At 62.1% G+C, this 23,810-nt stretch carries 21 protein-coding genes; 10 read left to right on the forward strand and 11 right to left on the reverse strand.

Annotated elements, in window-relative coordinates:
- Positions 1–40: 40 nt before the first annotated feature.
- A complete protein-coding gene (oprI, locus tag ABEH28_RS01845) occupies positions 41–292 on the reverse strand; it encodes an outer membrane lipoprotei OprI (RefSeq protein ID WP_003199355.1) in 252 nt (83 codons plus the stop codon).
- 644 nt (positions 293–936) lie between these two features.
- Between oprI and ABEH28_RS01850 the strand changes: the two genes are divergently transcribed.
- On the forward strand, positions 937–1,218 hold the full coding sequence (locus ABEH28_RS01850; protein ID WP_065988521.1) for a GNAT family N-acetyltransferase: 282 nt from the start codon (positions 937–939) through the stop codon (positions 1,216–1,218).
- A 65-nt stretch (positions 1,219–1,283) separates the two neighbouring features.
- Here ABEH28_RS01850 and ABEH28_RS01855 read toward each other — a convergent pair whose 3' ends face one another.
- Positions 1,284–2,360, reverse strand: coding sequence for a 3-deoxy-7-phosphoheptulonate synthase (locus ABEH28_RS01855; protein ID WP_192172424.1), 1,077 nt, complete (start codon positions 2,358–2,360; stop codon positions 1,284–1,286).
- Positions 2,361–2,572: 212 nt separating this feature from the next.
- Between ABEH28_RS01855 and ABEH28_RS01860 the strand changes: the two genes are divergently transcribed.
- The 5 genes from ABEH28_RS01860 (at position 2,573) to cysB (ending at position 6,570) form a co-directional block, all read left to right on the forward strand.
- Positions 2,573–2,908 (forward strand): thioredoxin family protein, encoded by a 336-nt coding sequence (locus ABEH28_RS01860; RefSeq protein ID WP_346628919.1) that lies wholly within the window; start codon positions 2,573–2,575, stop codon positions 2,906–2,908.
- A 12-nt stretch (positions 2,909–2,920) separates the two neighbouring features.
- Positions 2,921–3,889, forward strand: a complete 969-nt coding sequence (locus ABEH28_RS01865) for a putative 2-dehydropantoate 2-reductase (RefSeq protein WP_346628920.1) — start codon at positions 2,921–2,923, stop codon at positions 3,887–3,889.
- Positions 3,890–3,935: 46 nt separating this feature from the next.
- A complete protein-coding gene (locus ABEH28_RS01870) occupies positions 3,936–4,856 on the forward strand; it encodes a 5'-nucleotidase (RefSeq protein WP_192172427.1) in 921 nt (306 codons plus the stop codon).
- Between the two features lie 93 nt (positions 4,857–4,949).
- The gene (locus ABEH28_RS01875) at positions 4,950–5,444 is read left to right on the forward strand and encodes a universal stress protein (protein WP_192172428.1); all 495 of its coding nucleotides are present in this window, start codon (positions 4,950–4,952) and stop codon (positions 5,442–5,444) included.
- Positions 5,445–5,595: 151 nt separating this feature from the next.
- The gene (gene cysB, locus ABEH28_RS01880; protein WP_122534560.1) at positions 5,596–6,570 is read left to right on the forward strand and encodes an HTH-type transcriptional regulator CysB; all 975 of its coding nucleotides are present in this window, start codon (positions 5,596–5,598) and stop codon (positions 6,568–6,570) included.
- Between the two features lie 139 nt (positions 6,571–6,709).
- On the opposite strand, the gene ABEH28_RS01885 is transcribed toward cysB, so the two are convergent.
- The 9 genes from ABEH28_RS01885 to ABEH28_RS01925 form a co-directional block, all read right to left on the reverse strand.
- A complete protein-coding gene (locus ABEH28_RS01885; RefSeq protein ID WP_346628921.1) occupies positions 6,710–7,444 on the reverse strand; it encodes a phosphoadenylyl-sulfate reductase in 735 nt (244 codons plus the stop codon).
- A 648-nt stretch (positions 7,445–8,092) separates the two neighbouring features.
- Positions 8,093–9,436 (reverse strand): aminodeoxychorismate synthase component I, encoded by a 1,344-nt coding sequence (gene pabB / locus ABEH28_RS01890; RefSeq protein ID WP_192172430.1) that lies wholly within the window; start codon positions 9,434–9,436, stop codon positions 8,093–8,095.
- A 61-nt stretch (positions 9,437–9,497) separates the two neighbouring features.
- Positions 9,498–10,586 carry an ABC transporter substrate-binding protein gene (locus ABEH28_RS01895; RefSeq protein ID WP_342345369.1) on the reverse strand — a complete coding sequence of 363 codons (1,089 nt, stop codon included), beginning with the start codon at positions 10,584–10,586 and terminating at the stop codon, positions 9,498–9,500.
- Positions 10,583–12,694, reverse strand: coding sequence for a TonB-dependent receptor (locus tag ABEH28_RS01900; protein ID WP_244655913.1), 2,112 nt, complete (start codon positions 12,692–12,694; stop codon positions 10,583–10,585). The genes ABEH28_RS01895 and ABEH28_RS01900 overlap by 4 nt, the downstream gene beginning before the upstream one ends.
- Before the next feature lie 8 nt (positions 12,695–12,702).
- Complete coding sequence (locus ABEH28_RS01905) at positions 12,703–13,467, reverse strand: ABC transporter ATP-binding protein (protein WP_244655914.1); 765 nt, start codon at positions 13,465–13,467, stop codon at positions 12,703–12,705.
- A complete protein-coding gene (locus ABEH28_RS01910) occupies positions 13,464–14,483 on the reverse strand; it encodes an iron ABC transporter permease (RefSeq protein ID WP_192172432.1) in 1,020 nt (339 codons plus the stop codon). Before ABEH28_RS01910 ends, ABEH28_RS01905 begins: the two co-directional genes overlap by 4 nt.
- A 441-nt stretch (positions 14,484–14,924) precedes the next feature.
- Positions 14,925–15,893: an alpha-L-glutamate ligase-like protein gene (locus ABEH28_RS01915; protein ID WP_192172625.1), complete on the reverse strand. Its 969-nt coding sequence runs from the start codon at positions 15,891–15,893 to the stop codon at positions 14,925–14,927.
- Positions 15,893–17,443, reverse strand: a complete 1,551-nt coding sequence (locus tag ABEH28_RS01920; protein ID WP_192172433.1) for an inactive transglutaminase family protein — start codon at positions 17,441–17,443, stop codon at positions 15,893–15,895. Before ABEH28_RS01920 ends, ABEH28_RS01915 begins: the two co-directional genes overlap by 1 nt.
- A 4-nt stretch (positions 17,444–17,447) precedes the next feature.
- Entirely contained in the window at positions 17,448–18,008 is a 561-nt protein-coding gene (locus tag ABEH28_RS01925) for an ATP-dependent zinc protease (RefSeq protein WP_346628922.1), read from the reverse strand.
- Positions 18,009–18,304: 296 nt separating this feature from the next.
- On the opposite strand from ABEH28_RS01925, the gene ABEH28_RS01930 reads away from it, so the two are divergent.
- The 4 genes from ABEH28_RS01930 to acnD all read left to right on the forward strand — a co-directional run bounded on the left by ABEH28_RS01930 (position 18,305) and on the right by acnD (position 23,787).
- Entirely contained in the window at positions 18,305–19,012 is a 708-nt protein-coding gene (locus tag ABEH28_RS01930) for a GntR family transcriptional regulator (protein WP_282371830.1), read from the forward strand.
- Entirely contained in the window at positions 19,009–19,899 is an 891-nt protein-coding gene (prpB, locus tag ABEH28_RS01935) for a methylisocitrate lyase (RefSeq protein ID WP_346628923.1), read from the forward strand. The genes ABEH28_RS01930 and prpB overlap by 4 nt, the downstream gene beginning before the upstream one ends.
- Positions 19,900–19,953: 54 nt before the next feature.
- Complete coding sequence (gene prpC / locus ABEH28_RS01940) at positions 19,954–21,081, forward strand: 2-methylcitrate synthase (protein WP_346628924.1); 1,128 nt, start codon at positions 19,954–19,956, stop codon at positions 21,079–21,081.
- A 111-nt stretch (positions 21,082–21,192) separates the two neighbouring features.
- Positions 21,193–23,787, forward strand: a complete 2,595-nt coding sequence (gene acnD / locus ABEH28_RS01945) for a Fe/S-dependent 2-methylisocitrate dehydratase AcnD (protein WP_346628925.1) — start codon at positions 21,193–21,195, stop codon at positions 23,785–23,787.
- The last annotated feature ends 23 nt before the right edge of the window (positions 23,788–23,810 follow it).

Here is a 23,810-nt window from a genome sequence, read left to right on the forward strand (position 1 = left end):
CCCGTTAACGGGTCGGCTTATCAATAATCCCGGGGGATTATTACTTACGGCTAGCCTTGTCCAACATACGCAGAGCGCGCTCGTTGGCTTCGTCAGCAGTTTGCTGAGCTTTTTGAGCTGCAGCCAGAGCTTCATCAGCCTTGCGATAGGCTTCATCGGCACGGGCTTGCGAACGAGCGGCTGCGTCTTCAGTTGCAGTCAGACGAGCTTCGGTTTCTTTGGATGCGCTGCTGCAACCGGTAGCCAGAACTGCGGCCAGGGCCAGAGCAGAGAATTTCAGAACGTTGTTCATCGTGTTCCCCTTAAAGGACTTCTATCAAATTAGTCATCTCTCGAGAGTGAGAAAATGACCGGCGTACATCTTACTCATTGTTTGTAGTAAGTAAACGGACCGCGCGCAAGATCTGCAGAATATTCTTGGGTTTGAACGTGTTCCGTGCAACTCCTCACGCTTTTTCTTCGCACGCAGAGAGCCCCAGGCGGTGATGTCTGTCAGGTGACTCCGGCCCGGGCGATTTCCCACTACCAGCGACGGACCGGCGACCATTTTTGTATAGTCGATTATCGTGACAGGCGCATCCCTGAGGGCGGTTTTAATGACCTTCAAGTGACTTGAGTGGGGGCGTCGCGTCTCAATGGACATTGCCCGGCGACAACAGGTTCCATGGTGCACGCCTTCAGATGTGCGGCATCGCAATTAACAGTTGATTCACTTGAGCGCACTTGCTCAGGGCGCCTACTATTTGCCTGTGCTCAAATTGTTTGAGAACAGCGACGCTCTTCGCGGTGTCCAAACGGCACAGGGTGGCGCAGTCAGCTCTACTGCAGAAGTCGCTATTGCAGAAGGCAATAGTTTCATACTGCCTGTAGAGGTTCCTTCGCCGGGAAAATGTCGATAAGGTAAGGGTCCAATTCCAAGACCCGCGAGGAGTAGTGATGAGCGAGGCGTTGTCCATCCACCATGACGAGACCGGTCACCAGTTCGAAGTCAATATTGACGGCTACCGTGCCTATCTGACCTACATGGACCTGGGTAAAGAGACCCTGGATATCTACCGTACGTTCGTTCCCAACGAATTGCGCGGACGTGGGATAGCGGCAGCCTTGACCAAGGTGGCCCTCGACTACGCCGACCGGATCGGCTACACCGTGATTCCTTCGTGCTCCTACGTGGAACGCTACATGGAGCGCAACCAGCGCCAGGCTGCCAAGATCTGACCCAGGCGCGCGTCACACAGTAAAACGCCGAGCATGTGCTCGGCGTTGTCGTTTCTGCGGGCAGGTCAGTCGCGCTTGCGCTTGGGCAATACGTCTTTGAGCTTGGCGTGCATGCTGCGCAGGGTCTTTTCAGTGCTTTCCCAATCGATGCATGCATCAGTGATGGACACGCCGTATTGCAGGTCGGCGAGGTCTTTGGGAATGGCCTGGCAGCCCCAGTTCAGATGACTCTCGACCATCAGGCCGATGATTGACTGGTTGCCTTCGAGAATCTGGTTGGCGACGTTCTCCATCACCAGCGGTTGCAGTGCCGGGTCCTTATTGGAGTTGGCGTGGCTGCAATCGACCATGATGTTCGGCTTGATCTTCGCCTTGTTCAGCGCCTGTTCACACAGCGCGACGCTGACCGAATCATAGTTGGGCTTGCCGTTGCCGCCGCGCAGCACGACGTGGCCGTAGGCATTGCCCTTTGTGGTGACGATGGACACGCCGCCTTCCTGATTGATACCCAGGAAGCGATGGGGGCTGGACACCGATTGCAGGGCGTTGATCGCAACGGTCAGGCCACCGTCGGTGCCGTTCTTGAAGCCGACTGCGGAGGACAGGCCCGAGGCCATTTCCCGGTGAGTCTGGGATTCCGTGGTGCGCGCGCCGATGGCCGACCAACTGATCAGGTCCTGCAGGTACTGAGGCGAAATCGGGTCGAGGGCTTCGGTCGCGGTCGGCAGGCCTTTTTCGGCCAGGTCGCGCAGCAATTGACGGCCGATGTGCAGACCATCCTGAATCTTGAAAGAGTCGTCCAGGTACGGGTCGTTGATCAGGCCTTTCCAGCCGACGGTGGTGCGTGGCTTCTCGAAATACACGCGCATGACCAGATACAACGTATCGGACACCTCGGCGGCGAGTGCTTTCAGGCGATCGGCGTATTCGTGGGCGGCCTTGAGGTCGTGGATCGAGCAGGGCCCGATCACGACGAACAGGCGGTGATCCTTGCCATCGAGGATGTTGCGGATGACTTCGCGGCCCTGGCTGACAGTGGCCTGGGCGGCGGCGGTCAGCGGGATTTCGCGTTTCAGCTGATCCGGGGTGATCAGTGTCTCGTTGGAGGCAACGTTGAGGTCGTCAATCGGTAAATCAGCCATCGTGTTACTCATCAGGTCACGGATGCTGGCCGCCAGCGTCCCCGTGCGGCGGAGCCGAGCATGATTGAACGCAACGGGGGAGCCGAACCTTAGCGCGTTAGCCGGTGGTTCGACAATGGGTAAACGTGGCTTTCGTCCAACGGTTGCGGCATTGTCTGACCTGTCTGGGGTGGCGACAGGCATCACCCGAACATCATTCAGAGGAGAAGCGCGTGGATCAATTGCAACTGACGGACTTCGACCTCGACCAGCAACTTCTCAACCTGCCCGGCGTCTCACTGCTGATTTTCACCAGCCTGGGCTGCTCCAGTTGTCGCTGGGCCCGGCATCATTTACCCGAGCAATCGCTGCCTGTTGACCGCCTGTGCTGGATCGATGCCGAAGAAAACGGCGGCGCGGTGCAGCGCTACGGCGTGTTTCATCTGCCGACGATGTTTGTGATCCGCGACGGTGCCTTCTTCGGGCCCCTTGGCACGCAGATGTCCGCCGAGGCCATTGTCCCGGGCCTGGCCCACGCGCTGGCGACGCCGCCAGACGAATTACCCTGAAGCGGAGTTTCCATGAGCGAGAGCACAGCGAGCGAAAGCTCAACCAGACCGCGGATCGGCATCATCGGCACCGGCGCGATCGGCGGCTTCTACGGCGCGATGCTGGCCCGGGCCGGCTTCGATGTGCACTTTCTGCTGCGCAGCGAATTCGAGGCCGTCGCCCGCAACGGCCTGCGGGTAGACAGCCATGTGCATGGCCCGTTAGTGCTGGAAAATGTCCAGGCCTACGCCTCCGCCGCCGACATGCCGCCCTGCGACTGGTTGCTGATCGGCGCGAAGACCACCGGCAACGGCGGGGTGGCCTCCGCCATCGTTCAGGCCGCGGCGCCGGACGCCAAAGTTCTGCTGCTGCAAAACGGGTTGGGCGTCGAGGAAGAGCTGCGCGCCGAGCTACCGGATTCCCTTCATCTATTGGGCGGCTTGTGTTTTGTCTGCGTGCATCGCACCGGTCCGGGCCAGATCACCCACCAAGCCTTTGGCGCCGTGAATATCGGCTATCACAGCGGGCCGGCCGATACGGCTGCACGGGGGAAATGGGTCGAGGAGGGGGCGTCGCTGTTTCACCAGGCCGGCATCGACTCTGTGGCGATGGACAATCTCGACAAGGCGCGCTGGCAGAAACTGGTGTGGAACGTGCCCTACAACGGGCTTTCCGTGCTGCTCAACGCCAGCACCACGCCGCTGATGGGCGATGCCGACAGTCGCGCGCTGATCCAAGGCCTTATGGCGGAAGTGATGCAGGGCGCCGAAGCGTGCGGCCACGTGCTGCCGCAGGGTTACGCCGAGCAATTGCTTAAGGTCACCGGCCATATGCCGGATTACCGGCCGAGCATGTACCACGACTTCACCGAAAAACGCCCGCTGGAACTCGACGCCATCTATGCCCGGCCCCTCGCCGCTGCGCTTGCCGCTCGCTGTGACATGCCCAAGGTGCGCGCCCTGTATCACGCGCTGGCGTTCATTGATCGCGGCAATCGTTGACGGCCATGGCCGTGCGCATGCCCAACTGCTGCTTAAAGGAAGACTGATGAGCACTGAGCTGAACATTAAAACCCCGGGGAGCAAACTGGTGCTGGCGATTTCCTCGCGGGCGCTGTTTGATCTGCGGGAAAGCCATGACGTTTACATGGCCAATGGGGTCGCTGCCTACCGTCAGTACCAGATCGACCACGAGGACGAAATCCTCGAGCCCGGCGATGCGTTCCGGCTGGTGGAAAAACTGCTCAGCCTGAACGCCAGCTTGAACCAGTCCCGGGTGGAAGTGGTGCTGGTCTCGCGCAACAGCGCCGACACCGGCTTGCGCGTGTTCAATTCGATTCAGCATTACGGCCTCGATATTTCCCGCGCCGCGTTCGTCGGCGGCCGCAGTCCGTTTCCGTATCTGGCCGCTTTCGGCAGTCATCTGTTCCTGTCGACCCACGCCGATGACGTGCGCAGCGCGCTGGACGCGGGGTTCGCCGCGGCGACCATCCTCTCCGGTGGCGCACGTCGTGCCGCCAGTGCAGAACTGCGCATCGCCTTCGACGGTGACGCCGTGCTGTTCTCCGATGAGTCCGAGCGCGTGTATCAGTCCGGAGGGCTCGAGGCGTTTCAGGCCAACGAGCGCGAGGCGGCGCGACGGCCATTGCCCGGCGGGCCATTCAAACCCTTTCTCGCGGCACTGAATGCCCTGCAGCGTGAATTCCCCGAAGAGTCCTGTCCGATTCGCACGGCGCTGGTGACCGCGCGCTCGGCTCCGGCTCATGAACGGGTGATTCGTACCCTGCGCGAGTGGGACATCCGTCTGGATGAGTCGCTGTTTCTCGGCGGCCTGGACAAATCGGCGTTTCTCGAAGCCTTCGCCGCGGACGTGTTCTTCGACGATCAGCCGGGCCACTGCGAGCGCGCCCGCGAGGTGGTCGCGACCGGGCACGTGCCCCACGGCATCAGCAACGAGCTAAAACCCTGAGGCGTTAGACCGAAAAGCAGCAGTCGGCCGTCGCAGTGCGCAGCGCGCTGCTACGCTGATGAAGTCTTCACTTCACAGGCTGCCGGGGGTCCCATGATCCGTTCGATGCTCTACGCCACGGACCTCGGTGCTTATGCGCCGTATGTGTTGCAGCACGCGCTGGTGTTGGCGCGGACCTTCGACGCCGAGCTGCACGTTGTGCATGTGGTGGAGCCGATGGGCGTGTTTGCCGAGTCCGTGCTGCAGAGCTATCTGGCGGCAGACGTCTTGAAACAACTGCACAGCGAGGGCGTCAACACGGTCATCGACGGCATTGAGGCGCGGGTGCTGGCCAGTTTTCGCGAGGAACTGGGCGAGGGCCATGAGGACCTGGCGCTGATTCGCAGCGTTCGTGTGGTCCAGGGCGACCCATCCAATGTGATACTCGATCAGGCGCGCCTGCTCGGCATTGATCTGCTGGTGGTGGGCAGTCGCAGTCACGGTGGGGAGGGCGATACGCCGATTGGCCGAACGGCGGCGCGGGTGCTGCAACTGGCCGACGTGCCGGTGTACATGGTGCCGATGCTGCAAAGTCGTACACAAACGTGATCGCGTTCCGGGAATGTGCCAAGGGCGTTAAAAGCTGCGTGCCATTACTGGATAAAAGTGATAAAAAGTTCTAGCTTTGCCTTCCTGACCAATAATCCAGTTATATACCGTCGCTGATGCCCGTGGCGTCTTCCGGCTTTGAGGGATACATATGAAGCTTCAACAACTGCGCTACATCTGGGAAGTGGCGCACCACGACCTCAACGTTTCAGCGACCGCGCAAAGCCTCTACACCTCGCAGCCAGGCATCAGCAAGCAGATCCGCCTGCTGGAAGACGAGTTGGGCGTCGAAGTCTTCGCCCGCAGCGGCAAGCACCTGACCCGCGTCACCCCGGCAGGCGAGCGCATCATCACCACCGCCGGCGAGATCCTGCGCAAGGTCGAGAGCATCAAGCAGATCGCCCAGGAATTCTCCAATGAGAAAAAGGGCACGCTATCCATCGCCACCACCCACACCCAGGCCCGTTACGCGTTGCCGCCGGTGATCAGCAATTTCATCAAGCAGTACCCGGACGTCGCGCTGCACATGCATCAGGGCTCACCGATGCAGATCGCCGAAATGGCCGCCGACGGCACCGTCGATTTCGCCATCGCCACCGAAGCGCTGGAACTGTTCGGCGATCTGGTGATGATGCCGTGCTACACCTGGAACCGCTGCGTGGTCGTCCCTCAGGGCCATCCGCTGACCAAGGTGCCGAAGCTGACCCTGGAAATTCTCGCCGAATACCCCATCGTGACCTACGTGTTCGGCTTCACCGGCCGTTCCAAACTCGACGAAGCATTCAGCCACCGTGGCCTGACGCCGAAAGTGGTGTTCACCGCCGCCGACGCTGATGTCATCAAGACCTACGTGAGATTGGGACTGGGCGTTGGCATCGTCGCGAAAATGGCCGTCGACCCGAAGCTGGACAGCGATCTGGTGGTGCTCGACGCCAGCGAACTGTTCGAAGCCAGCGTGACCAAGATCGGCTTCCGCCGCGGCACTTTCTTGCGCGGTTTCATGTGCGATTTCATCGAGAAATTCGCCCCGCACCTGACCCGCGACGTCATGGCCAAAGCCATTCAATGCCACAACAAGCAGGAACTGGAAGAGCTGTTTGCCGGGGTTGAACTGCCGGAGCATTAACAGGCCCGACCTGCGGGTCACGCCTTGCGCTTGACCTGTAGGAGTGAGCTTGCTCGCGATGCGTCAATTCAGGCGCTGAACGGCGTCTGCCAGACCGTCATCGCGAGCAAGCTCACTCCTACAACATTGCGATCTGCTCTCAGGACTTCGCGATCATATTCCCGGCATGCAGCCCGCATTCCTTCTGCGTGGCTTCTTCCCACCACCAGCGGCCTTCGCGCTCATGCTGATTCGGCAGGACAGGGCGCGTGCAGGGTTCGCAGCCGATGCTGATGAAGCCGCGCTCGTGCAGGGTGTTGAAGGGCAGTTCGAGCATGCGGATGTAATTCCACACGTCGGCGCTGCTCATCTGGGCCAGCGGGTTGAACTTGTACAGCGTGCGCTCCGGGGTCGAGAACGCGCTGTCGATTTCCACCACCGCCACGTTGTTGCGCGTGCTCGGGCTCTGGTCGCGACGCTGACCGGTGGCCCAGGAGGTAACGCCGGACAGCTTGCGGCGCAACGGCTCGATCTTGCGGATCCCGCAGCACTCGCCATGGCCATCGCGGTAGAAGCTGAACAAGCCCTTTTCCTTGACCATCGGCTCGAGCTTTTCGCGGTCCGGGCTGACGATGTCGATGTCAATTTTGTACTGCTCGCGGACCTGATCGATGAATCGATAGGTCTCCGGGTGCAGGCGGCCGGTGTCCAGGCTGAACACCTTGACGTTCTTGTTGATTTTCCAGGCCATGTCCACCAGCACCACGTCCTCCGCGCCACTGAAGGAAATCCACAGGTCGTCGCCGAAGTGCTGGAAAGCAAATTTGAGGATGTCGGACGGGGATTTGTTGGCGAAGGTGGCGGCGATGTCGTCGACGTCGAAAGGGTGATTCATCTGGGCGGCTTCCTGATCAGGGCTGGCGCTTAGGCGCTCGTAATGGCGCAGATGGTAACAAAACATCGCGCCTTTTGGCTGAAAGCGCCGGATTGCTTTGGGGTGGAAGCTGAGTGCTGAGCAATGGGTGCAGAGGGTGGGGTTGGGACCAAAGCTGATACTCCAACAGGTCCAACGAACCGGCCGGAATCCCGAGGCGACCCACGATCCTGTGGGAGCGAGCTTGCTCGCGAATGCTTACTGTCATTTCCCGGAGAAAGTGGCTGGCTGTCCTGGCGTCTTCGTGAGCAAGCTCACTCCCACAAGTCCCACGAACGGGCCGAAATCCTGAGGCGACCCACGATCCTGTGGGAGCGAGCTTGCTCGCGAATGCTTACTGTCATTTCCCAGAGAAAGTGGCTGGCTGTCCTGGCGCCTTTGTGAGCAAGCTCACTCCCACAAGTCCCACGAACGGGCCGGAATCCTGAGGCGACCCACGATTCTGTGGGAGCGAGCTTGCTCGCGAAGACTACATTCCTGCCGGTAAAAATTTAGCGGATGTACCGACTTCTTCGTGAGCAAGCTCACTCCCACATGGACCGTGTTCGCCGCCCAACGGCGCGGTATCTGCGCAATCGAGAGTCGGTCCATCCGCACCCGCCGCCCCGCTCACAACCCCTCAAGCGTCTCCATCAACACCCGCACTTTGGTGAAGGTCTCCTGATATTCCGCCTCCCACTGCGAATCAGCGACGATCCCGCCGCCGCCCCAGCACGCCATCTGGCCGTCTTTCGCCAGCAGGCTACGGATCGCGATGGAGCTGTCCATCTCGCCGCGCACGTCCAGGTACAGCAACGAGCCGCAATACAACGCCCGGCGAGTCGGCTCCAGTTCGTCAATGATCTGCATCGCGCGGATCTTCGGCGCGCCCGTGATCGAGCCGCCGGGAAAGCTGCCGCCAATCAGGTCCAGCGCGTCCTTGCCGTCGGCCAATTCTCCCGTCACCGCGCTGACCAGGTGATGCACGTTGGGATAGCTCTCCAGGCTGAACAGCTCCGGCACTTTCACCGAACCGATGCGGCAGGTCCGCCCCAAGTCGTTGCGCAGCAAGTCGACGATCATCAGGTTCTCGGCGCGGTCTTTCGCACTCGTTAGCAGCTCTTGAGCAAACGCCACGTCCTCATCGGCATCCCGCCCGCGCGGCCGCGTGCCTTTGATCGGCCGGGTCTCGACCTGACGCTGACTGACTTTGACGAACCGCTCCGGCGACAGGCTCAACACCGCATCGCCCTCCGGCAGGGCCAGATACCCGGCGAACGGCGTGGGACAGGCCACCCGCAGCGCCTGATACGCCGCCCATGGATCACCGAGGTACTGCGCGCGAAAACGTTGGGCGAAGTTGACCTGATAGCAGTCACCGGCCTGGATGTAGGCGTGAATCCGCTCGATGGCCTGTCGGTACTGCTCGGCATCGATGTCCGGCGCGAAGGACGCGGTCAGTTCAAATGATGCATCCCGTTTCGCCACCGGTTGCTCGAACAGCGCGATCAGGCGCTGGCGTTCGGCCTGATCAAGGGCAGGATGAAACACCAACTGGCTGGTGTGCTCGTGGTGATCGGTGACCAGCGCCCAGGGGTAGAGACCCAACCGCGCGGAGGGCAGGTGCAAGTCGTCAATGGCCTGATCGGGCAGCGGTTCGAACAGGCGGCCGAAGTCATACGCCAGATAGCCGATCAATCCACCGGCGAACGGCAGCGCGCAGTGTTCGGGCAGGTCGGCTTCGCCGAGGCGGGCCAGTGATTCACGCAGGCGATGAAGAAAGGCCGGGCCGGATTCGTCCGCCACCGGCTGCGGGGTTTCCAGCGGCCAGGCGCTGAGCAGATCGAAGCGGCCCCGGTCCGCGGTCGGGCGACCGCTGTCCAGCAGCACGGCACCCGGGGCAAGGCGCACGCGGGCGAAGTAGCCGCTGGGGTCGGCGTGATAGGGCAGCGGGTGTAGGGAGCAAGTTGGCATGCGAGGCGTGGATCAGTCAGTGCGCGAGGACGGCGATTGTAGTCTTCCGCAGGGTCGAGTCCTAGGGGGAAGGCGCAGTCGCCGGCGGCTCACCGTGCAAAATCCGCTGAGCATCCTCGGGCGTCAGTGCGTAATCGAAAAAGCGTCGGTAGAAGTCAATCGTCTGCGCCGCCATGTCCACGTCCGCAAACAACGCCGGATGCAACTGCTGCGCCGCCCACGCCAGCTGAAGCGCCACTTCGGTGCCGTAACGGTCCCACGGGAACACCCCGGCCGGGTTGCGCAGGACGCGCCCGTTGCGCACGGCATCAAGCTGGTTCAGCAACTGCGGTTGCGCTGCCTGATTCAAATCACCCGCGGCCGCCGCGAGGATCAGCACATCCGGCTGCCACGCCAGCAACTGCTCAGCCGAGACAATCTGCATATTGCCTTTGAGCCCCGTCGCGGCATTGCGGCCTCCGGCGATCTCGATCCAGTCGTCGATCAGCGTATCGGCGCCGTCCACCTTCAACGGATTGACCGACGCGATGTGCAGCACTTTTGGCCGCTGCTCAGTCGGGATACCCGCCAGCACGCGATTGACTACCGCCAGCTGCTGATCCAGAAACCCGTTGTAGGCGAGGGCGCGCGCAGTGGGTTCCGCACCGCCGAGGGCCTTGGCGGTGTTGAGCATCGAGCGTTTCAGCCCGGCCAGGTCGGTGTAGCCCATCTGCATGACCGGCAGGCCGAGCTGTCGGTAGGCGATGGCCTGCCGATCACCGAGGTGTGTGAACACCAGATCGACGTGCCCGGCGAGCAAGGTCTCGGCATTGAACGCCGTGCCTTGGATGGCCGTGGCCTGGTTGAGCGACGGAAGGACCTTGAACATCCACGGCTGGCTTGCGGGATGGTTGACCGTTGCAACAATGCGCGAACCGGCGCCCAGCGTCATCAGCAGCACGTGATGGGCATACCAGGCGTCAGCGATGCGCGCGGGTTCGGTGGGAATGCTGACCCGTTGGCCGCCATCGTCCTGCACCTGTCCGGGTTTTAGCGGGCTGGCCTGACTGTTCTGGCCGGCATCGTTCGGGGCAGCGAAGGCGCTGACACTCAGACTTACGAGCATCACGACGCTCAACAAACCGCGCACGCCGCCCCGCCCCTTGCTCACAGGTCCACCTGAATCGACGCCTGCACCATGCGCGGCGCGGCCGGGGTGGCGCTGGCTTGCCCGGCGCCGGTGTAGCCATTCAGCCCGCCGGGGACGATGTTGGTCCAGTAGCGTTCGTTGGCCAGGTTGGTGACTTCGAGGCGGTAGACCGTGTCGCGTTTCATCAACCGGGTGCTGTAGCTGGCGCCGGTGTCGAAGGTTGTGTAGCTGCCCACCCAGTGATCGTTGCTGTCGTCGGTGGGGCGAGCGCTGGCGTAACGGGCGTTGAGGTTGACGGCGAGGCCCGGCACCTGGTCGATGCGGTATTCGGTCAGCAGACTGGCGGTCATCCGTGATAGCCCAACGATCCGGGTGTCTTCCGTGCTGTCGTTGCCGGTGGACAGCAGCTTCGGGTCCAGCCAGGTGATGCCGCCGAACATCTTGAGATTTTGAGTCAGGTCACCGTCGGCGAGGAATTCCACCCCGCGATTGCGCTGATCACCCGCCACGGCATAGACGTTATCGGGCTGGGTGTAGGCAAAGGGACGTTTGATCTGAAACGCCGCCAGCGAAAGGTTGACCCCGCGCGCGACCCATTTGCCGCCCAGCTCCCACATGCGGCTGCGATACGGCGAGAGGATCGCCCCGGCGTTGTTGCTGCCGGCCGCCGCACTGTCGCCCTGCTGCAGGCTGTCGGCGTAGGTCAGGTACAGCGTCAGGTCGTCCACCGGTTTGTACATCACGCTGCTTGCGGTGCTGATCCCCGAATCCTGCGATGAGGCGTGGACACCCGCCTGGGAATAATTGTCGGCGGTCAGGCGGCTCTGGCTGCCGCTGAGCATCAGGCTCCATTTCGGTGTGAACGTCAGGGTGTCGCCCAGCACGAACGAGCGTTGGCGGGCGTTGGCCGAGTGGTATCGGTCTGTGAAGTCGGGGAAGTCCGGCTCGTCGAAGGCGACCGGGTTGCTCAATGACGCGCTGCCCAAGATTGTCGTTCCGCCCGCCACGGGGTTGTAGTTGTCCCAGTCAAAACCGGTGACGCCGACGGTCAGGTCGTGGCGAATGCCGCCGGTGTAGACGCTGCCATTGAGGTTGGCCAGATAGCTGTTGATGGTGAAGCGGCTTGCAGTGGCGCTGGTCACCGAGCTGCGATACGTCCCGGCATTGTTGATCAGTGTGTTGGTGACCGCGGTGGATTCGCGGTCGGCGATCTGCCGCAGTGCGCCAATGTCGAGTTTCCAGTTGCCGTCGAAGTCGTGCTTGAAATGCGCGCTGGCGGTGTCCGTGGTGTTGTTGTCGCCGGAATAATGCTGCCCGAGGTTGCTGCGGGTCGGGTCCGGCGCGTGGGGCAGCGTGACGCCCGAGGCGACGGCGAACTTGCCGGGCAGTCCCTTGGATAGATAGCTGTAGTGGCTGAAGTTGGTTTCGATGACGCTGTCGTCACTGATCTGAAAATCCGTGGCGAGGCTGACCAGCTGCCGGCGCAACGTGCTGCCCGGGGCATAACTGTGGCCTTGCTCGTCGGCGACGTTCAGGCGGTATTTGATCTTGCCGTCCGGGTCGAACGGGCCGCTCAGGTCGGCGGCCTTGAGCCAGGTCAGACCGGTGCCCACGCCGACCGTCACCCGATTGCGGGTGAAATCCGTCGGGCGTTTCGACAGCAGGTTGAAGGTGCCGGCCGGATTCGCCGGGCCATACAGCGACCCCGACAGCCCGCTCAGCACCTCGACGCCGCCCAGTTGCTCGGCCGGGTAATCGGTGGTCGAGACCACGTTGAGGCCGTCCAGCCGGCTGTTCTGCACCACGCTGCCCTGCAGGCCCCGGGTTTGCGGCCGGGCGCCGTCGGCCTGCACGGAGGGCATGTAGCGAATGATGTCCTTGAAGCTTTTCAGCTGCTGGCTGTCGATCAGGTCGGAGGACAGCACGCTGATGGAGTAGGGCGTGTCCAGCAGCCTGCGCTCACCCATGGGGCCGAGGGTCGCCGACTTCTCCCGCGCCTGATCGGCAATCGACTGTTCGGCGCTGATGTCCAGCGGTGCCAGGGTCATTTCCTGCGCCAGACTGACCTGGGCGAAGCCGCCAAACAAAAGCGGCGCGAACGCCAGGCGCGATGAGAAGGATCGGGTCATGTAAACACTCAGGAAGGAATAAAAAAGCGGTGGCCGTTGGTGTCGATCTGCTCCACGGCGATCTGGTAAAGACGCGCCATCAGGGCGCTGTCGATGACGTCGTGGGGGGATCCGTCGGCGATGAGTCGGCCGTCGTGCAGCACCAGCACGCGATTGGCCGAGGCAAGGGCATGTTCAGGGCGATGGGTGCTGGAGAGAATGCTGATGCCCTGAGCGGCAAGGCGCTTGAGCAAGGCCAGCAGGCGCAACTGATGGCCGTAATCGAGACCGGTGACCGGCTCGTCGAGAATGATGATATTGGCGCGCTGAACCATGGCCCGGGCGATCAGCACCAACTGGCGCTCGCCACCGGACAGTTCGGTGTACGGCCGTTCACTCAGGTGATGAATGCCCAGGTCGTTCAGGGCCTGCTGCACAGAGGCCTTGTCGTCGCGGCTCGGCGCATGGCCCAGACCCACAGTGGGCAATCGCCCCTGCCCGACGATGTGGGCGACGCTGAACGGAAAGCTCGGGACGTGGCTCTGCGGCACGTAGGCAATCTGCCGGGCCACGGCGCGACGTTTCATTAAGCGCATCGGTTGGCCGTCGATCAGCACCTCGCCGGAGTGCGGCGTCAGCAACCCCAGCAGCAGCCTCATCAACGTGCTTTTTCCGGCACCGTTGGCCCCCAGCAGGGCAATGTTGTCGCCGGCGGCAATGTCCATCGAGACGTTATCGAGGATCAAGCGCTCGCCGATCCGATAGGTCAGTCCGCGGGCCTGCAAGCGCTTCATAGCCAACCCTTGCGCACGCGATGCAGCACCAGCACAAAGGCGATCGCGCCGAACAACTCGGTAATGATGCCGAGGGGGATTTCTCCCGCCGACACGCTGCGAGCGATGCCGTCGGCCCCCAGCAGGAAGATCCCGCCCAGGCAGGCGCTGAGGGGGAGCAGGCGCGTATTGCCGGGGCCGACCAGCAACCGCGCCAGGTGCGGAATTAACAGGCCGATCCAGCCGACCATCCCGGCCAGACTCACCGTGAGCGCGCAGATCAGCGTGGTGAGGACAATCAGGCTGCCACGAATCTGCTCGACCGGCACGCCCAGGCTCAGGGCTTCGTCATCACTCAGTGACAGCGCGTCGATGGCGCGGCCGGTCAGGCACAGCATCACGATGGCCACGGCCAGAATCGGGCCGATGATCCACAGCGCCTGCACGTCCACGGCACTGAGGCTGCCGAGCAGCCAATAGACGATGCTCGGCAACTGATCCAGCGGATCGGCCATGTATTGAGCAATGGACAGCAAGGAAGTGAAGAGGGCGTTCGCGACAATGCCGCCGAGCACCAACAGCAGGATCGAGGGGGTCTGAAACATGTGCGCGATGCCCAGACCAACCGCTACGGCGATGAGCCCGGTCACGCACGCCACCAGCGCAATGGCCAGAGGCGGCAGGTGCCAGATGATTCCCAGCGCAGCACCGAACGCACAGCCGCTCAACACGCCCAGCAGGCCCGGCGACACCAGCGGATTGCGGAACACGCCCTGATACGCCGCGCCTGAGACCGATAGCCCGGCGCCCACGAGTATCGCCGCGATCACCCGGGGCAGGCGCGCCTCGATGATCAAGGTGTGGAGCAGGTCGTAGCGCTGAGTGGGCATGTCGCTGAGGCCCAGCATCGTCGCAACGAACGAGCAGAGATCGTGGATTGAAATTTGATAGCGGCCCAATAACAGCGCGCAGGCGGCTGTCACGATCAACGCCAACAGGCTGAGAAACAGAGGGGAATACAGCTTGGCAGGAGACATCTGTTACTCATTGTTTCGGTATGTAAAAAACTATACAGCGATAGGCAAGGCTTCTCTAGGGACGCAATGCCGCATGGGGTGAATCTTCATTTAGCAGGGGGTTTATGGGTGGCGAGTTTCGGCTTGAGTTTTGCGGTGTGACGCCTGACGTCTTCCCGGCTAAAGCCGGTCCCACAGTCCGAGTTTCAGCCGGTCACATTGACGGCACACGGTATTTAGTGGGACCGGCTTCAGCCGGGAAGAGGCCGGTGTGAACGCCATCAGATGTGCGGCGTGGCACGTGACGTCTTCCCGGCTAAAGCCGGTCCCACAGTCCGAGTTTCAGCCGGTCCCACTGACGGCACGCGGTATTTAGTGGGACCGGCTTCAGCCGGGAAGAGGCCGGTGTGATCGCCATCAGTTTATCGGTGAACACCGATCAGCCCGATCTATCGACAAAATTCAAACGTGCCCAAACAACCCCTGAGCAAACTTGACCCGCTCTTCCGGACTCTCCTGAACACCTTCCGCCGCCAGTTCCTCGAGCCGTTTCTCCACCGCCACGGTCCGGTGAGTCAGCCCGCAATCGTTGGCGATCTGGATGTTCAGCCCCGGCCGGGCATTCAACTCCAGAATCAACGGCCCGCGATCCTGGTCCAGCACCATGTCGACGCCGATATAACCCAGCCCGCACAGCTCGTAGCACTCGGCCGCGAGCTTCATGAAACCGTCCCAGTTCGGCAGTTGCACGCCATCCACCGCGTTGGTGGTGTCGGGGTGCTTGCTGATGATGTTGTTCAGCCAGGTGCCGCGCAGCGTCAGGCCGGTCGCCAGATCGACGCCGACACCGATGGCGCCCTGGTGCAGGTTGGCCTTGCCGCCGGACTGTCGGGTCGGCAGCCGCAGCATGGCCATCACCGGATAGCCCATCAGAACGATCACGCGGATGTCCGGAACGCCTTCGTAACTGATGCTCTTGAAAATCTGATCGGGCGTGACCCGGTATTCGATCAGCGCGCGGTCGCGATGGCCGCCCAAGGAATACAGCCCGGTGAGGATGCTGGAAATCTGGTGCTCGATTTCGTCGTGGCTGATGATGCGCCCGGACACCGTGCGGAAGCGCTCCTCGAAACGGTCGGCGATGACCAGAATGCCGTCGCCACCCGCGCCTTTGGCTGGCTTGATGACAAAGTCACTGCGCCCGCCGATGATCCCGTCAAGCTTGTCGATTTCCTTTTCGGTGGAAATGATCCCGTACAACTCGGGCACATGAATGCCCGCCGCGATGGCCCGCTCCTTGGTGATGATCTTGTCATCGACGATCGGGTAGAGGCTGCGCTTGTTGTACTTGAGCACGTAGTCGGCGTTACGCCGGTTGATGCCCATGATCCCCTTGGCTTCCAGTGCCTTCCAGGTTTTCCACCAGCCGATCATTGATGGTGTTCCCGCTCGGCATCTTCCTTGAGGAAGGCCTTGAAGCGAATCAGCTCGGTCAGCCGATAACCGCGATAACGCCCCATCGCCAGCATGAAACCCACCAGGATCAGCAGGATCGCCGGGAAGGTGAACACGAAGTAGATGAACTCCGGGATGCTCATGATGATGTGCGCCAGAGACGCCGCGAACAGCGTGCCGATGGCGACTTTCATCGCGTGCCCGCCGCCGCGCTCTTCCCAGGTGATCGACAGGCGTTCGATGGTCATGGTCAGAATCACCATCGGGAACAGCGCCACCGACAGCCCGCGCTCAAGGCCCAGTTTGTGGCTAAACAGGCTGATGGCGGCAATCAGCACCACCACGAAGGTCAGCACCACCGACAGCCTCGGCAGCATTTGCAGCTTGAGGTGTTCCAGGTACGAGCGCAGGGACAGGCCCAGTGCCGTGATGATGGTGAATAACACGATGCCAAAGCCCAGTTGGGTCTCGCGGAACGCCAGCGCGATCAGCACCGGGGTGAAGGTGCCCAGGGTTTGCAGGCCTACGAGGTTGCGCAGGATCAGGATCACCAGCACGCCGATCGGGATCATCACCATGATCATGAAGGTCTGCTGGGTTTGCAGCGGCAAGCTGTAGAGCGAGTACTCGAGGAAGTCGGCGTCGGTGCTTTCGTCGGTCAGCTTGGCCAGACGAATCGCGTTCATCTCGCTGTTGTTCAGGCTGAAGTTGACCGTGGCCTTCTTGCCACCCTCGACGGAGATCAGGTTGTCATTGCCGATCCACCACAGCAGACGGTCCTGGGGCAGGCCCGCTTCACCGGTTTCCGGATTGAAATACAGCCAGTCCTTGCCATTGAAGCTGCGAAGCCACAGTTCCGGCGACTGCGGCTGATCGGCGACCAAACGGATGGTGTGGGCTTTCTCCACCGGCACGTGGGCGATGGACAAAAGGGTTTCGGTGATGCGCGCCTTGTTCGCCACCGACGTATCGCCGGCCAGCAGCAGCTTGACGTTGTCGTCGCTCAGATTGTTGACCCGCTTGATGGCTTCGCTGACGAAGGTTTCGACGTCGGCGGAATGCTGCCGGATCGGCGCAAGCAGGGCGTCGGCAGCGATTTTTTCCGGCCCTTCGACGACGATGCTGTCGCGGAAGATTGGCCCCTTGATCTTGGCTTTCTCGCCGCTGTAGCGCTTGGTCAATACCAGTCGGTAGTACAGCGTCTGATTGCCGGTGGCCCGGCGCGCGGACCAGGTGACCTTGCGGTTGCCGTCGGCGCGGTTGACGTTCACGCCATAGTTGTTGGAGATGAAGCTTTCATTGAGGCTGATGTAATCGCGGGACAGCGGCGGCACGTACATCTGCACCTTGACCGTGTCCTTGGGGTTGGCGACGAACTCGACCTTGGCGTCGATGTTCCACAAGTCGTCGGTTTCATCTTCGGTCACCGGAATGCCGAGTACCAATATCTGATAAGCCGTGATCGCGATGCCCAGCGTGACGAGGGTCGCGATCAGGATCTTCAGATGGAGGGTAAGAGAGCGCATGTCGTTACTCTGCGGTTGGAGCATTGACGCAGGCAGGCTTGCCCGCTGCGTATTTCAGGCTTGGATCGACCAGCGCATCGAAGTGCTTGAGGGCTTCGGAGCCAATCAAAAGCGGGTATTGGAATGCGCTGCGGTCGGTCAAGTTCACTTCGATGGTGCGCAGCGCCTCGCCCATGCAGACATCCAGGCTGATGACCGGGCGTGCGGTGTATTTCTTGTCGTCATCAGCGTCGATGTCACCTGCGCGGCGCTTGATTTTGCTGACCCGGGCCAGGGGGCGTTCGATGGGGTGTTCGTGGGCGTCGTCGATGGCCAGGTAAAAACGCACCCAGGAATCGCCATTGCGCTTGAAGCGCTTGATGTCGCGGGCGCTCAGGGAGGCGGTTTTGGCGCCGGTGTCCAGTTTGGCCGCGACCTGCAGGTCGATGTCGGCCAGCTCGGCATATTCGTTCAGGCCATACACCGTCTTTTCAGCGGCCAGGGCCAGGCCGGGGAGAAAAAAACCGGGCAGAAAGACGCCTGGCAGGTACAGCGATAAGAGGAAGAGAAGAGGGTGGCGGCTCATAAGTCCAGGCGCGATGAAAAGTGAAGAAGCTGCTTTGACGTCGAAAAGTGGTTTTGGTTTGACCAAGGGTGCCGCTCCTGCGAAAGCCGCCTGCTGCCCGCGTGGGCGTTTTGAGGCGGCCGGCATTCTAGCATGAAGCTTTTATGGCACCAGCGAAGGGCGGCGCGGATACGGGCTGTCGGACTTTTCGTCAAAATGTGTCGCTGTTAGATGATTGTCGACAATCTATCGTTTTGCTTTGACGGATCTTGCATCTTTCGCTAGATTTGCTGGCATTCAATCAGCAGGTGTCAACAATGTTGGATGCCGCAGAAATTCTGCCTGCCTCTCCGGTGGATGCCGAGACCCTGTCCGAGAACGTGTTCCGCCGCATTCAGGCGGCTATCGTCAAGGGCGATATCGCCCCCGGCAGCAAGATTTCCGAGCCCGAACTGGCGCGCACTTACGGCATCAGCCGAGGGCCGTTGCGCGAGGCCATTCACCGGCTCGAAGGCCAGCGCCTGTTGGTCCGCGTGCCTCACGTCGGCGCTCGCGTGGTCTCGCTGAGCCATGCCGAACTGGTCGAGCTGTACGAAATCCGCGAATCCCTCGAAGGCATGGCCTGTCGACTCGCCGCCGAGCGCATGACGGTTGAAGAAGTCGACGACCTGCGCCGCGTGCTGGAAACCCACGAGTGCGACAGCGCCTTCCAGGCCGGCGTCGGCTATTACCAGCAGGAAGGCGATTTCGACTTTCATTACCGGATCATCCAGGGCGCGCGCAACAGCACGCTGACCCAGATGCTCTGCGATGACCTCTATCAACTGGTGCGCATGTACCGCATTCAGTTCTCGACAACGCCCAACCGCCCGCGCCAGGCGTTCGCCGAGCACCACCGTATTCTCGACGCCATCGCCGACCGTGACGGCGAGCTGGCCGAGCTGTTGATGCGCCGCCACATTGCCGCATCCAAACGCAATATTGAGCAGCACTTCCACGCTGCCCCTGCCCGAGGTGAACAATGACCACAAGAACCACTCCCGGCCAACGCTTCCGTGACGCCGTTGCCAGCGAGCATCCGCTGCAAGTGGTCGGCACGATCAACGCCAACCACGCGCTGCTGGCGCAACGGGCCGGCTTCAAGGCCATTTACCTGTCCGGAGGCGGTGTCGCGGCGGGTTCGCTGGGCGTGCCGGACCTCGGCATTACCGGTCTGGACGATGTGCTCACCGACGTGCGCCGCATCACCGATGTCTGCGACCTGCCGCTGTTGGTGGACGTCGACACCGGCTTCGGTGCCTCGGCTTTCAACGTGGCGCGCACGGTGAAGTCGATGATCAAGTTCGGCGCGGCGGCGATGCACATCGAGGACCAGGTTGGCGCCAAGCGCTGCGGTCACCGGCCCGGCAAGGAAATCGTCTCGCAGCAGGAGATGGTCGACCGCATCAAGGCGGCGGTTGATGCGCGAACCGACGACAGTTTCGTGATCATGGCGCGCACCGATGCGCTGGCGGTGGAAGGGCTGGAGTCTGCTCTGGACCGCGCCGCTGCGTGCATCGAAGCGGGCGCGGACATGGTTTTCCCGGAAGCGATCACCGAGCTTGAGATGTACAAGCTGTTTGCCTCCCGGGTGAAGGCGCCGATCCTCGCCAACATCACCGAATTCGGCTCGACGCCGCTGTTCACCACCGACGAGCTGAAGTCCGCCGAAGTGGCGCTGGTGCTGTACCCGCTGTCGGCGTTCCGGGCGATGAACAAGGCGGCGGAAAACGTCTACACCGCGATTCGTCGCGACGGCACCCAGCAGAACGTCGTCGACACCATGCAGACACGCATGGAGTTGTACGAGCGCATCGACTATCACGCGTTCGAGCAGAAGCTCGATGCGCTGTTTGCGCAGAAGAAATCGTAGAAAAGCCGCAAATGAATTGCCGATTCCCACACAACTACAAGACTGGAGACAGCAATGGCTGAAGCAAAAGTATTGAGCGGCGCAGGCCTGCGGGGCCAGGTGGCCGGTCAGACCGCGTTGTCCACCGTCGGCCATGCCGGCGCCGGATTGACCTACCGCGGCTATGACGTGCGTGAACTCGCCGCCGACGCCCGATTCGAAGAAGTCGCGTACCTGCTGCTGTACGGCGAACTGCCAACCCAGCCGCAACTCGACGGTTACCTGAAGAAACTCCAGGGCCTGCGTGACCTGCCCCAGGCGCTGAAAGAAGTGCTCGAGCGCATCCCCGCCGACACCCACCCCATGGACGTGATGCGCACCGGTTGCTCGATGCTCGGCAACCTCGAGCCCGAAGCAAGCTTCGCCGACCAGCTCGATTCCACCGACCGTCTGCTGGCCGCGTTCCCGGCGATCATGTGCTACTGGTACCGCTTCAGTCATGACGGCAAGCGCATCGACTGCGTTACCGATGAGGTGTCCATCGCCGGGCACTTCCTGAAGCTGTTGCTGGACAAGGCGCCGAGCGAATTGCACCGCAAGGTCATGGACGTGTCGCTGATTCTCTACGCCGAGCACGAATTCAACGCCTCGACCTTCACCGCCCGGGTCTGCGCGTCGACCCTGTCCGATCTGTTTTCCTGCATCACCGCAGCCATTGGCACGTTGCGCGGGGCTTTGCACGGCGGCGCCAATGAAGCGGCGATGGAGATGATCCAGACGTTCTCGTCGGCCGAAGAAGCGACCCGTGGCACGTTGGCGATGCTCGAACGCAAGGACAAGATCATGGGCTTCGGTCACGCGATCTATAAGGACAACGACCCGCGTAACGAGGTGATCAAGGGCTGGTCGAAAAAGCTTGCGGAGGAGGTGGGTGACACGGTGCTGTTCCCGGTCTCCGAAGCCATCGACAAGACCATGTGGGAGCAAAAGAAGCTGTTTCCCAACGCCGACTTCTATCACGCCTCGGCGTACCACTTCATGGGCATCCCGACCAAGCTGTTCACCCCGATCTTCGTCTGCTCGCGCCTGACCGGCTGGGCCTCCCACGTGTTCGAACAGCGCGCCAACAACCGCATCATCCGACCGAGCGCCGAATACATCGGCGTCGAACAGCGCAAATTCGTGCCCATCGAACAGCGCTGATGGGGCGGGGGCCACTGACTGAAGACTGAGACTAATTCCTGTGGGAGCGTGCTCAGTTCAAGGCCGGTGCAATCCCCCGCCTTTTGAAACTACCGTGATCGAGTCCTGACGATGAACACTGAATACCGCAAAGCCTTGCCCGGCACTGCGCTGGATTACTTCGACGCCCGCGCGGCGGTCGATGCGATCAAGCCCGGCGCCTACGCCACGCTGCCTTACACCTCCCGCGTGCTCGCGGAAAACCTGGTGCGCCGTTGCCATCCGACGACGCTGACGGCCTCGCTCACGCAACTGATCGAACGCAAGCGCGACCTCGACTTTCCGTGGTTTCCGGCGCGCGTGGTCTGCCACGACATCCTCGGTCAGACCGCGCTGGTGGACCTCGCCGGCTTGCGCGATGCCATTGCCGACATGGGCGGCGACCCCGCGCAGGTCAATCCCGTGGTGCCCGTGCAGTTGATCGTCGACCACTCGCTGGCCGTCGAATGCGGGGGCTACGACCCGGACGCGTTCAGCAAGAACCGGGCGATTGAAGACCGTCGCAACGAAGACCGCTTCCACTTCATCAACTGGACCAAGCAGGCGTTCAAGAACGTCGAAGTGATCCCGCCGGGCAACGGCATCATGCATCAGATCAATCTGGAGCGGATGTCGCCGGTGATCCAGACGCTGAATGGCGTCGCCTTCCCGGATACGCTGGTCGGCACCGACAGCCACACGCCTCACGTGGATGCGCTGGGCGTCGTCGCCATTGGTGTCGGCGGCCTTGAAGCCGAGAACGTCATGCTCGGCCGCGCCTCGTGGATGCGCCTGCCGGACATCATCGGCGTCGAACTGTCGGGCCGTCCGCAGCCGGGCATTACCGCCACCGACGTGGTGCTGGCGCTCACCGAATACCTGCGTCAGCAAAAGGTCGTCGGCGCGTACCTTGAGTTCTACGGCGAAGGGGCCCGCGCGCTGACCCTCGGCGACCGTGCGACCATCTCGAACATGGCCCCCGAATACGGCGCGACCGCCGCCATGTTCAGCATCGATCAGCAGACGATCGACTACCTCAGGCTGACCGGTCGCGAAGACCCGCAAGTGCAGCTGGTCGAAGCCTTCGCCCGTCATACCGGGTTGTGGGCCGACAGTCTGGTCACGGCCGAATATGAGCGCGTGCTGCGTTTCGACTTGTCCAGCGTCGTGCGCAACATGGCCGGGCCGTCCAACCCACACGCACGTGTAGCCACCTCTGATCTCGCCGCCAAAGGCATCGCGGCGGCGTGGGAGGAAATTCCGGGCCAAATGCCGGACGGCGCGGTGATCATTGCCGCCATCACCAGTTGCACCAACACCAGTAACCCGCGCAACGTCATCGCTGCAGGCTTGCTGGCGCGCAACGCCAATCGCCTGGGACTGACACGGAAACCCTGGGTCAAGTCGTCCCTGGCGCCGGGCTCGAAGACCGTCGCGCTGTACCTCGACGAAGCGGGGCTGACCGGCGAGCTGGAGCAACTGGGTTTCGGCATAGTCGCGTTCGCTTGCACCACCTGCAACGGCATGTCTGGCGCGCTGGACCCCGTGATCCAGCAGGAAATCATCGACCGCGACCTGTACGCCACGGCAGTGCTTTCGGGCAACCGCAACTTCGACGGGCGCATTCACCCTTACGCCAAGCAGGCCTTTCTCGCCTCGCCGCCGCTGGTGGTGGCCTACGCCATCGCCGGAACGATCCGCTTCGATATCGAGAAAGATGTGCTGGGTCTTGGCCCGAACGGCGAAGAAATCCGCCTGAAAGACCTCTGGCCGAGTGACGCCGAGATCGATCAGGTGGTGAAGGCCTCGGTCAAGCCGGAGCAGTTCCGTCAGGTGTACATCCCGATGTTCGCCATCCACGAAGACACCGGCCCGAAAGTCGCGCCGCTGTACGACTGGCGCCCGATGAGCACTTACATTCGCCGACCGCCGTACTGGGAAGGCGCCCTGGCCGGCGAGAGAACCCTCAAGGGCATGCGTCCGCTGGCGGTGTTGCCGGACAACATCACCACCGATCACCTGTCGCCGTCCAACGCAATCATGCTCGACAGCGCGGCCGGCGAATACCTGGATAAAATGGGCCTGCCGGAAGAGGACTTCAACTCCTACGCCACCCATCGCGGCGATCACCTGACGGCCCAGCGCGCCACCTTCGCCAACCCCAAGCTGTTCAATGAAATGGTGCTGGAGAACGGGAAGGTCAAGCAGGGTTCCTACGCGCGGATCGAGCCGGAAGGCCAGGTCACGCGGATGTGGGAGGCCATCGAAACCTATATGGCGCGCAAGCAGCCGCTGATCATCATCGCCGGCGCCGATTACGGCCAGGGTTCGTCCCGGGACTGGGCCGCCAAGGGCGTGCGCCTGGCGGGCGTCGAAGTCATCGTCGCCGAAGGCTTCGAGCGCATCCACCGCACCAATCTGGTGGGCATGGGCGTGCTGCCGCTGGAGTTCAAGTCAGGCACCAATCGCCTGACCCTGCGCATCGATGGCAGCGAAACCTACGACGTGATCGGCGCGCGTACGCCGGGTGCCACGCTGACGCTGATCATCCAGCGCAAGAATGGCGAGCGCGTTGAGGTGCCGGTGACCTGCCGCCTCGACACGGGGGAAGAGGTGTTGATCTACGAAGCCGGCGGCGTGCTGCAACGCTTCGCCCAGGACTTCCTCGAATCCTCGGCCGTCGCCTGAGCCGACGCGCGCTCTGCTCTCTA

Origin of the sequence: Pseudomonas sp. Ps21-P2 (assembly GCF_039672565.1) — a bacterium.
Lineage (GTDB): Bacteria > Pseudomonadota > Gammaproteobacteria > Pseudomonadales > Pseudomonadaceae > Aquipseudomonas.

What these genes read in the sequence shown, in the direction of transcription:
- oprI (WP_003199355.1), bottom strand. Translation starts at nt 292, where the DNA reads ATGAACAACGTTCTGAAATTCTCTGCTCTGGCCCTGGCCGCAGTTCTG.
- ABEH28_RS01850 (WP_065988521.1), top strand. Translation starts at nt 937, where the DNA reads ATGAGCGAGGCGTTGTCCATCCACCATGACGAGACCGGTCACCAGTTC.
- ABEH28_RS01855 (WP_192172424.1), bottom strand. Translation starts at nt 2,360, where the DNA reads ATGGCTGATTTACCGATTGACGACCTCAACGTTGCCTCCAACGAGACA.
- ABEH28_RS01865 (WP_346628920.1), top strand. Translation starts at nt 2,921, where the DNA reads ATGAGCGAGAGCACAGCGAGCGAAAGCTCAACCAGACCGCGGATCGGC.
- ABEH28_RS01870 (WP_192172427.1), top strand. Translation starts at nt 3,936, where the DNA reads ATGAGCACTGAGCTGAACATTAAAACCCCGGGGAGCAAACTGGTGCTG.
- ABEH28_RS01875 (WP_192172428.1), top strand. Translation starts at nt 4,950, where the DNA reads ATGATCCGTTCGATGCTCTACGCCACGGACCTCGGTGCTTATGCGCCG.
- cysB (WP_122534560.1), top strand. Translation starts at nt 5,596, where the DNA reads ATGAAGCTTCAACAACTGCGCTACATCTGGGAAGTGGCGCACCACGAC.
- ABEH28_RS01885 (WP_346628921.1), bottom strand. Translation starts at nt 7,444, where the DNA reads ATGAATCACCCTTTCGACGTCGACGACATCGCCGCCACCTTCGCCAAC.
- pabB (WP_192172430.1), bottom strand. Translation starts at nt 9,436, where the DNA reads ATGCCAACTTGCTCCCTACACCCGCTGCCCTATCACGCCGACCCCAGC.
- ABEH28_RS01900 (WP_244655913.1), bottom strand. Translation starts at nt 12,694, where the DNA reads ATGACCCGATCCTTCTCATCGCGCCTGGCGTTCGCGCCGCTTTTGTTT.
- ABEH28_RS01905 (WP_244655914.1), bottom strand. Translation starts at nt 13,467, where the DNA reads ATGAAGCGCTTGCAGGCCCGCGGACTGACCTATCGGATCGGCGAGCGC.
- ABEH28_RS01910 (WP_192172432.1), bottom strand. Translation starts at nt 14,483, where the DNA reads ATGTCTCCTGCCAAGCTGTATTCCCCTCTGTTTCTCAGCCTGTTGGCG.
- ABEH28_RS01920 (WP_192172433.1), bottom strand. Translation starts at nt 17,443, where the DNA reads ATGCGCTCTCTTACCCTCCATCTGAAGATCCTGATCGCGACCCTCGTC.
- ABEH28_RS01925 (WP_346628922.1), bottom strand. Translation starts at nt 18,008, where the DNA reads ATGAGCCGCCACCCTCTTCTCTTCCTCTTATCGCTGTACCTGCCAGGC.
- ABEH28_RS01930 (WP_282371830.1), top strand. Translation starts at nt 18,305, where the DNA reads ATGTTGGATGCCGCAGAAATTCTGCCTGCCTCTCCGGTGGATGCCGAG.
- prpB (WP_346628923.1), top strand. Translation starts at nt 19,009, where the DNA reads ATGACCACAAGAACCACTCCCGGCCAACGCTTCCGTGACGCCGTTGCC.
- prpC (WP_346628924.1), top strand. Translation starts at nt 19,954, where the DNA reads ATGGCTGAAGCAAAAGTATTGAGCGGCGCAGGCCTGCGGGGCCAGGTG.
- acnD (WP_346628925.1), top strand. Translation starts at nt 21,193, where the DNA reads ATGAACACTGAATACCGCAAAGCCTTGCCCGGCACTGCGCTGGATTAC.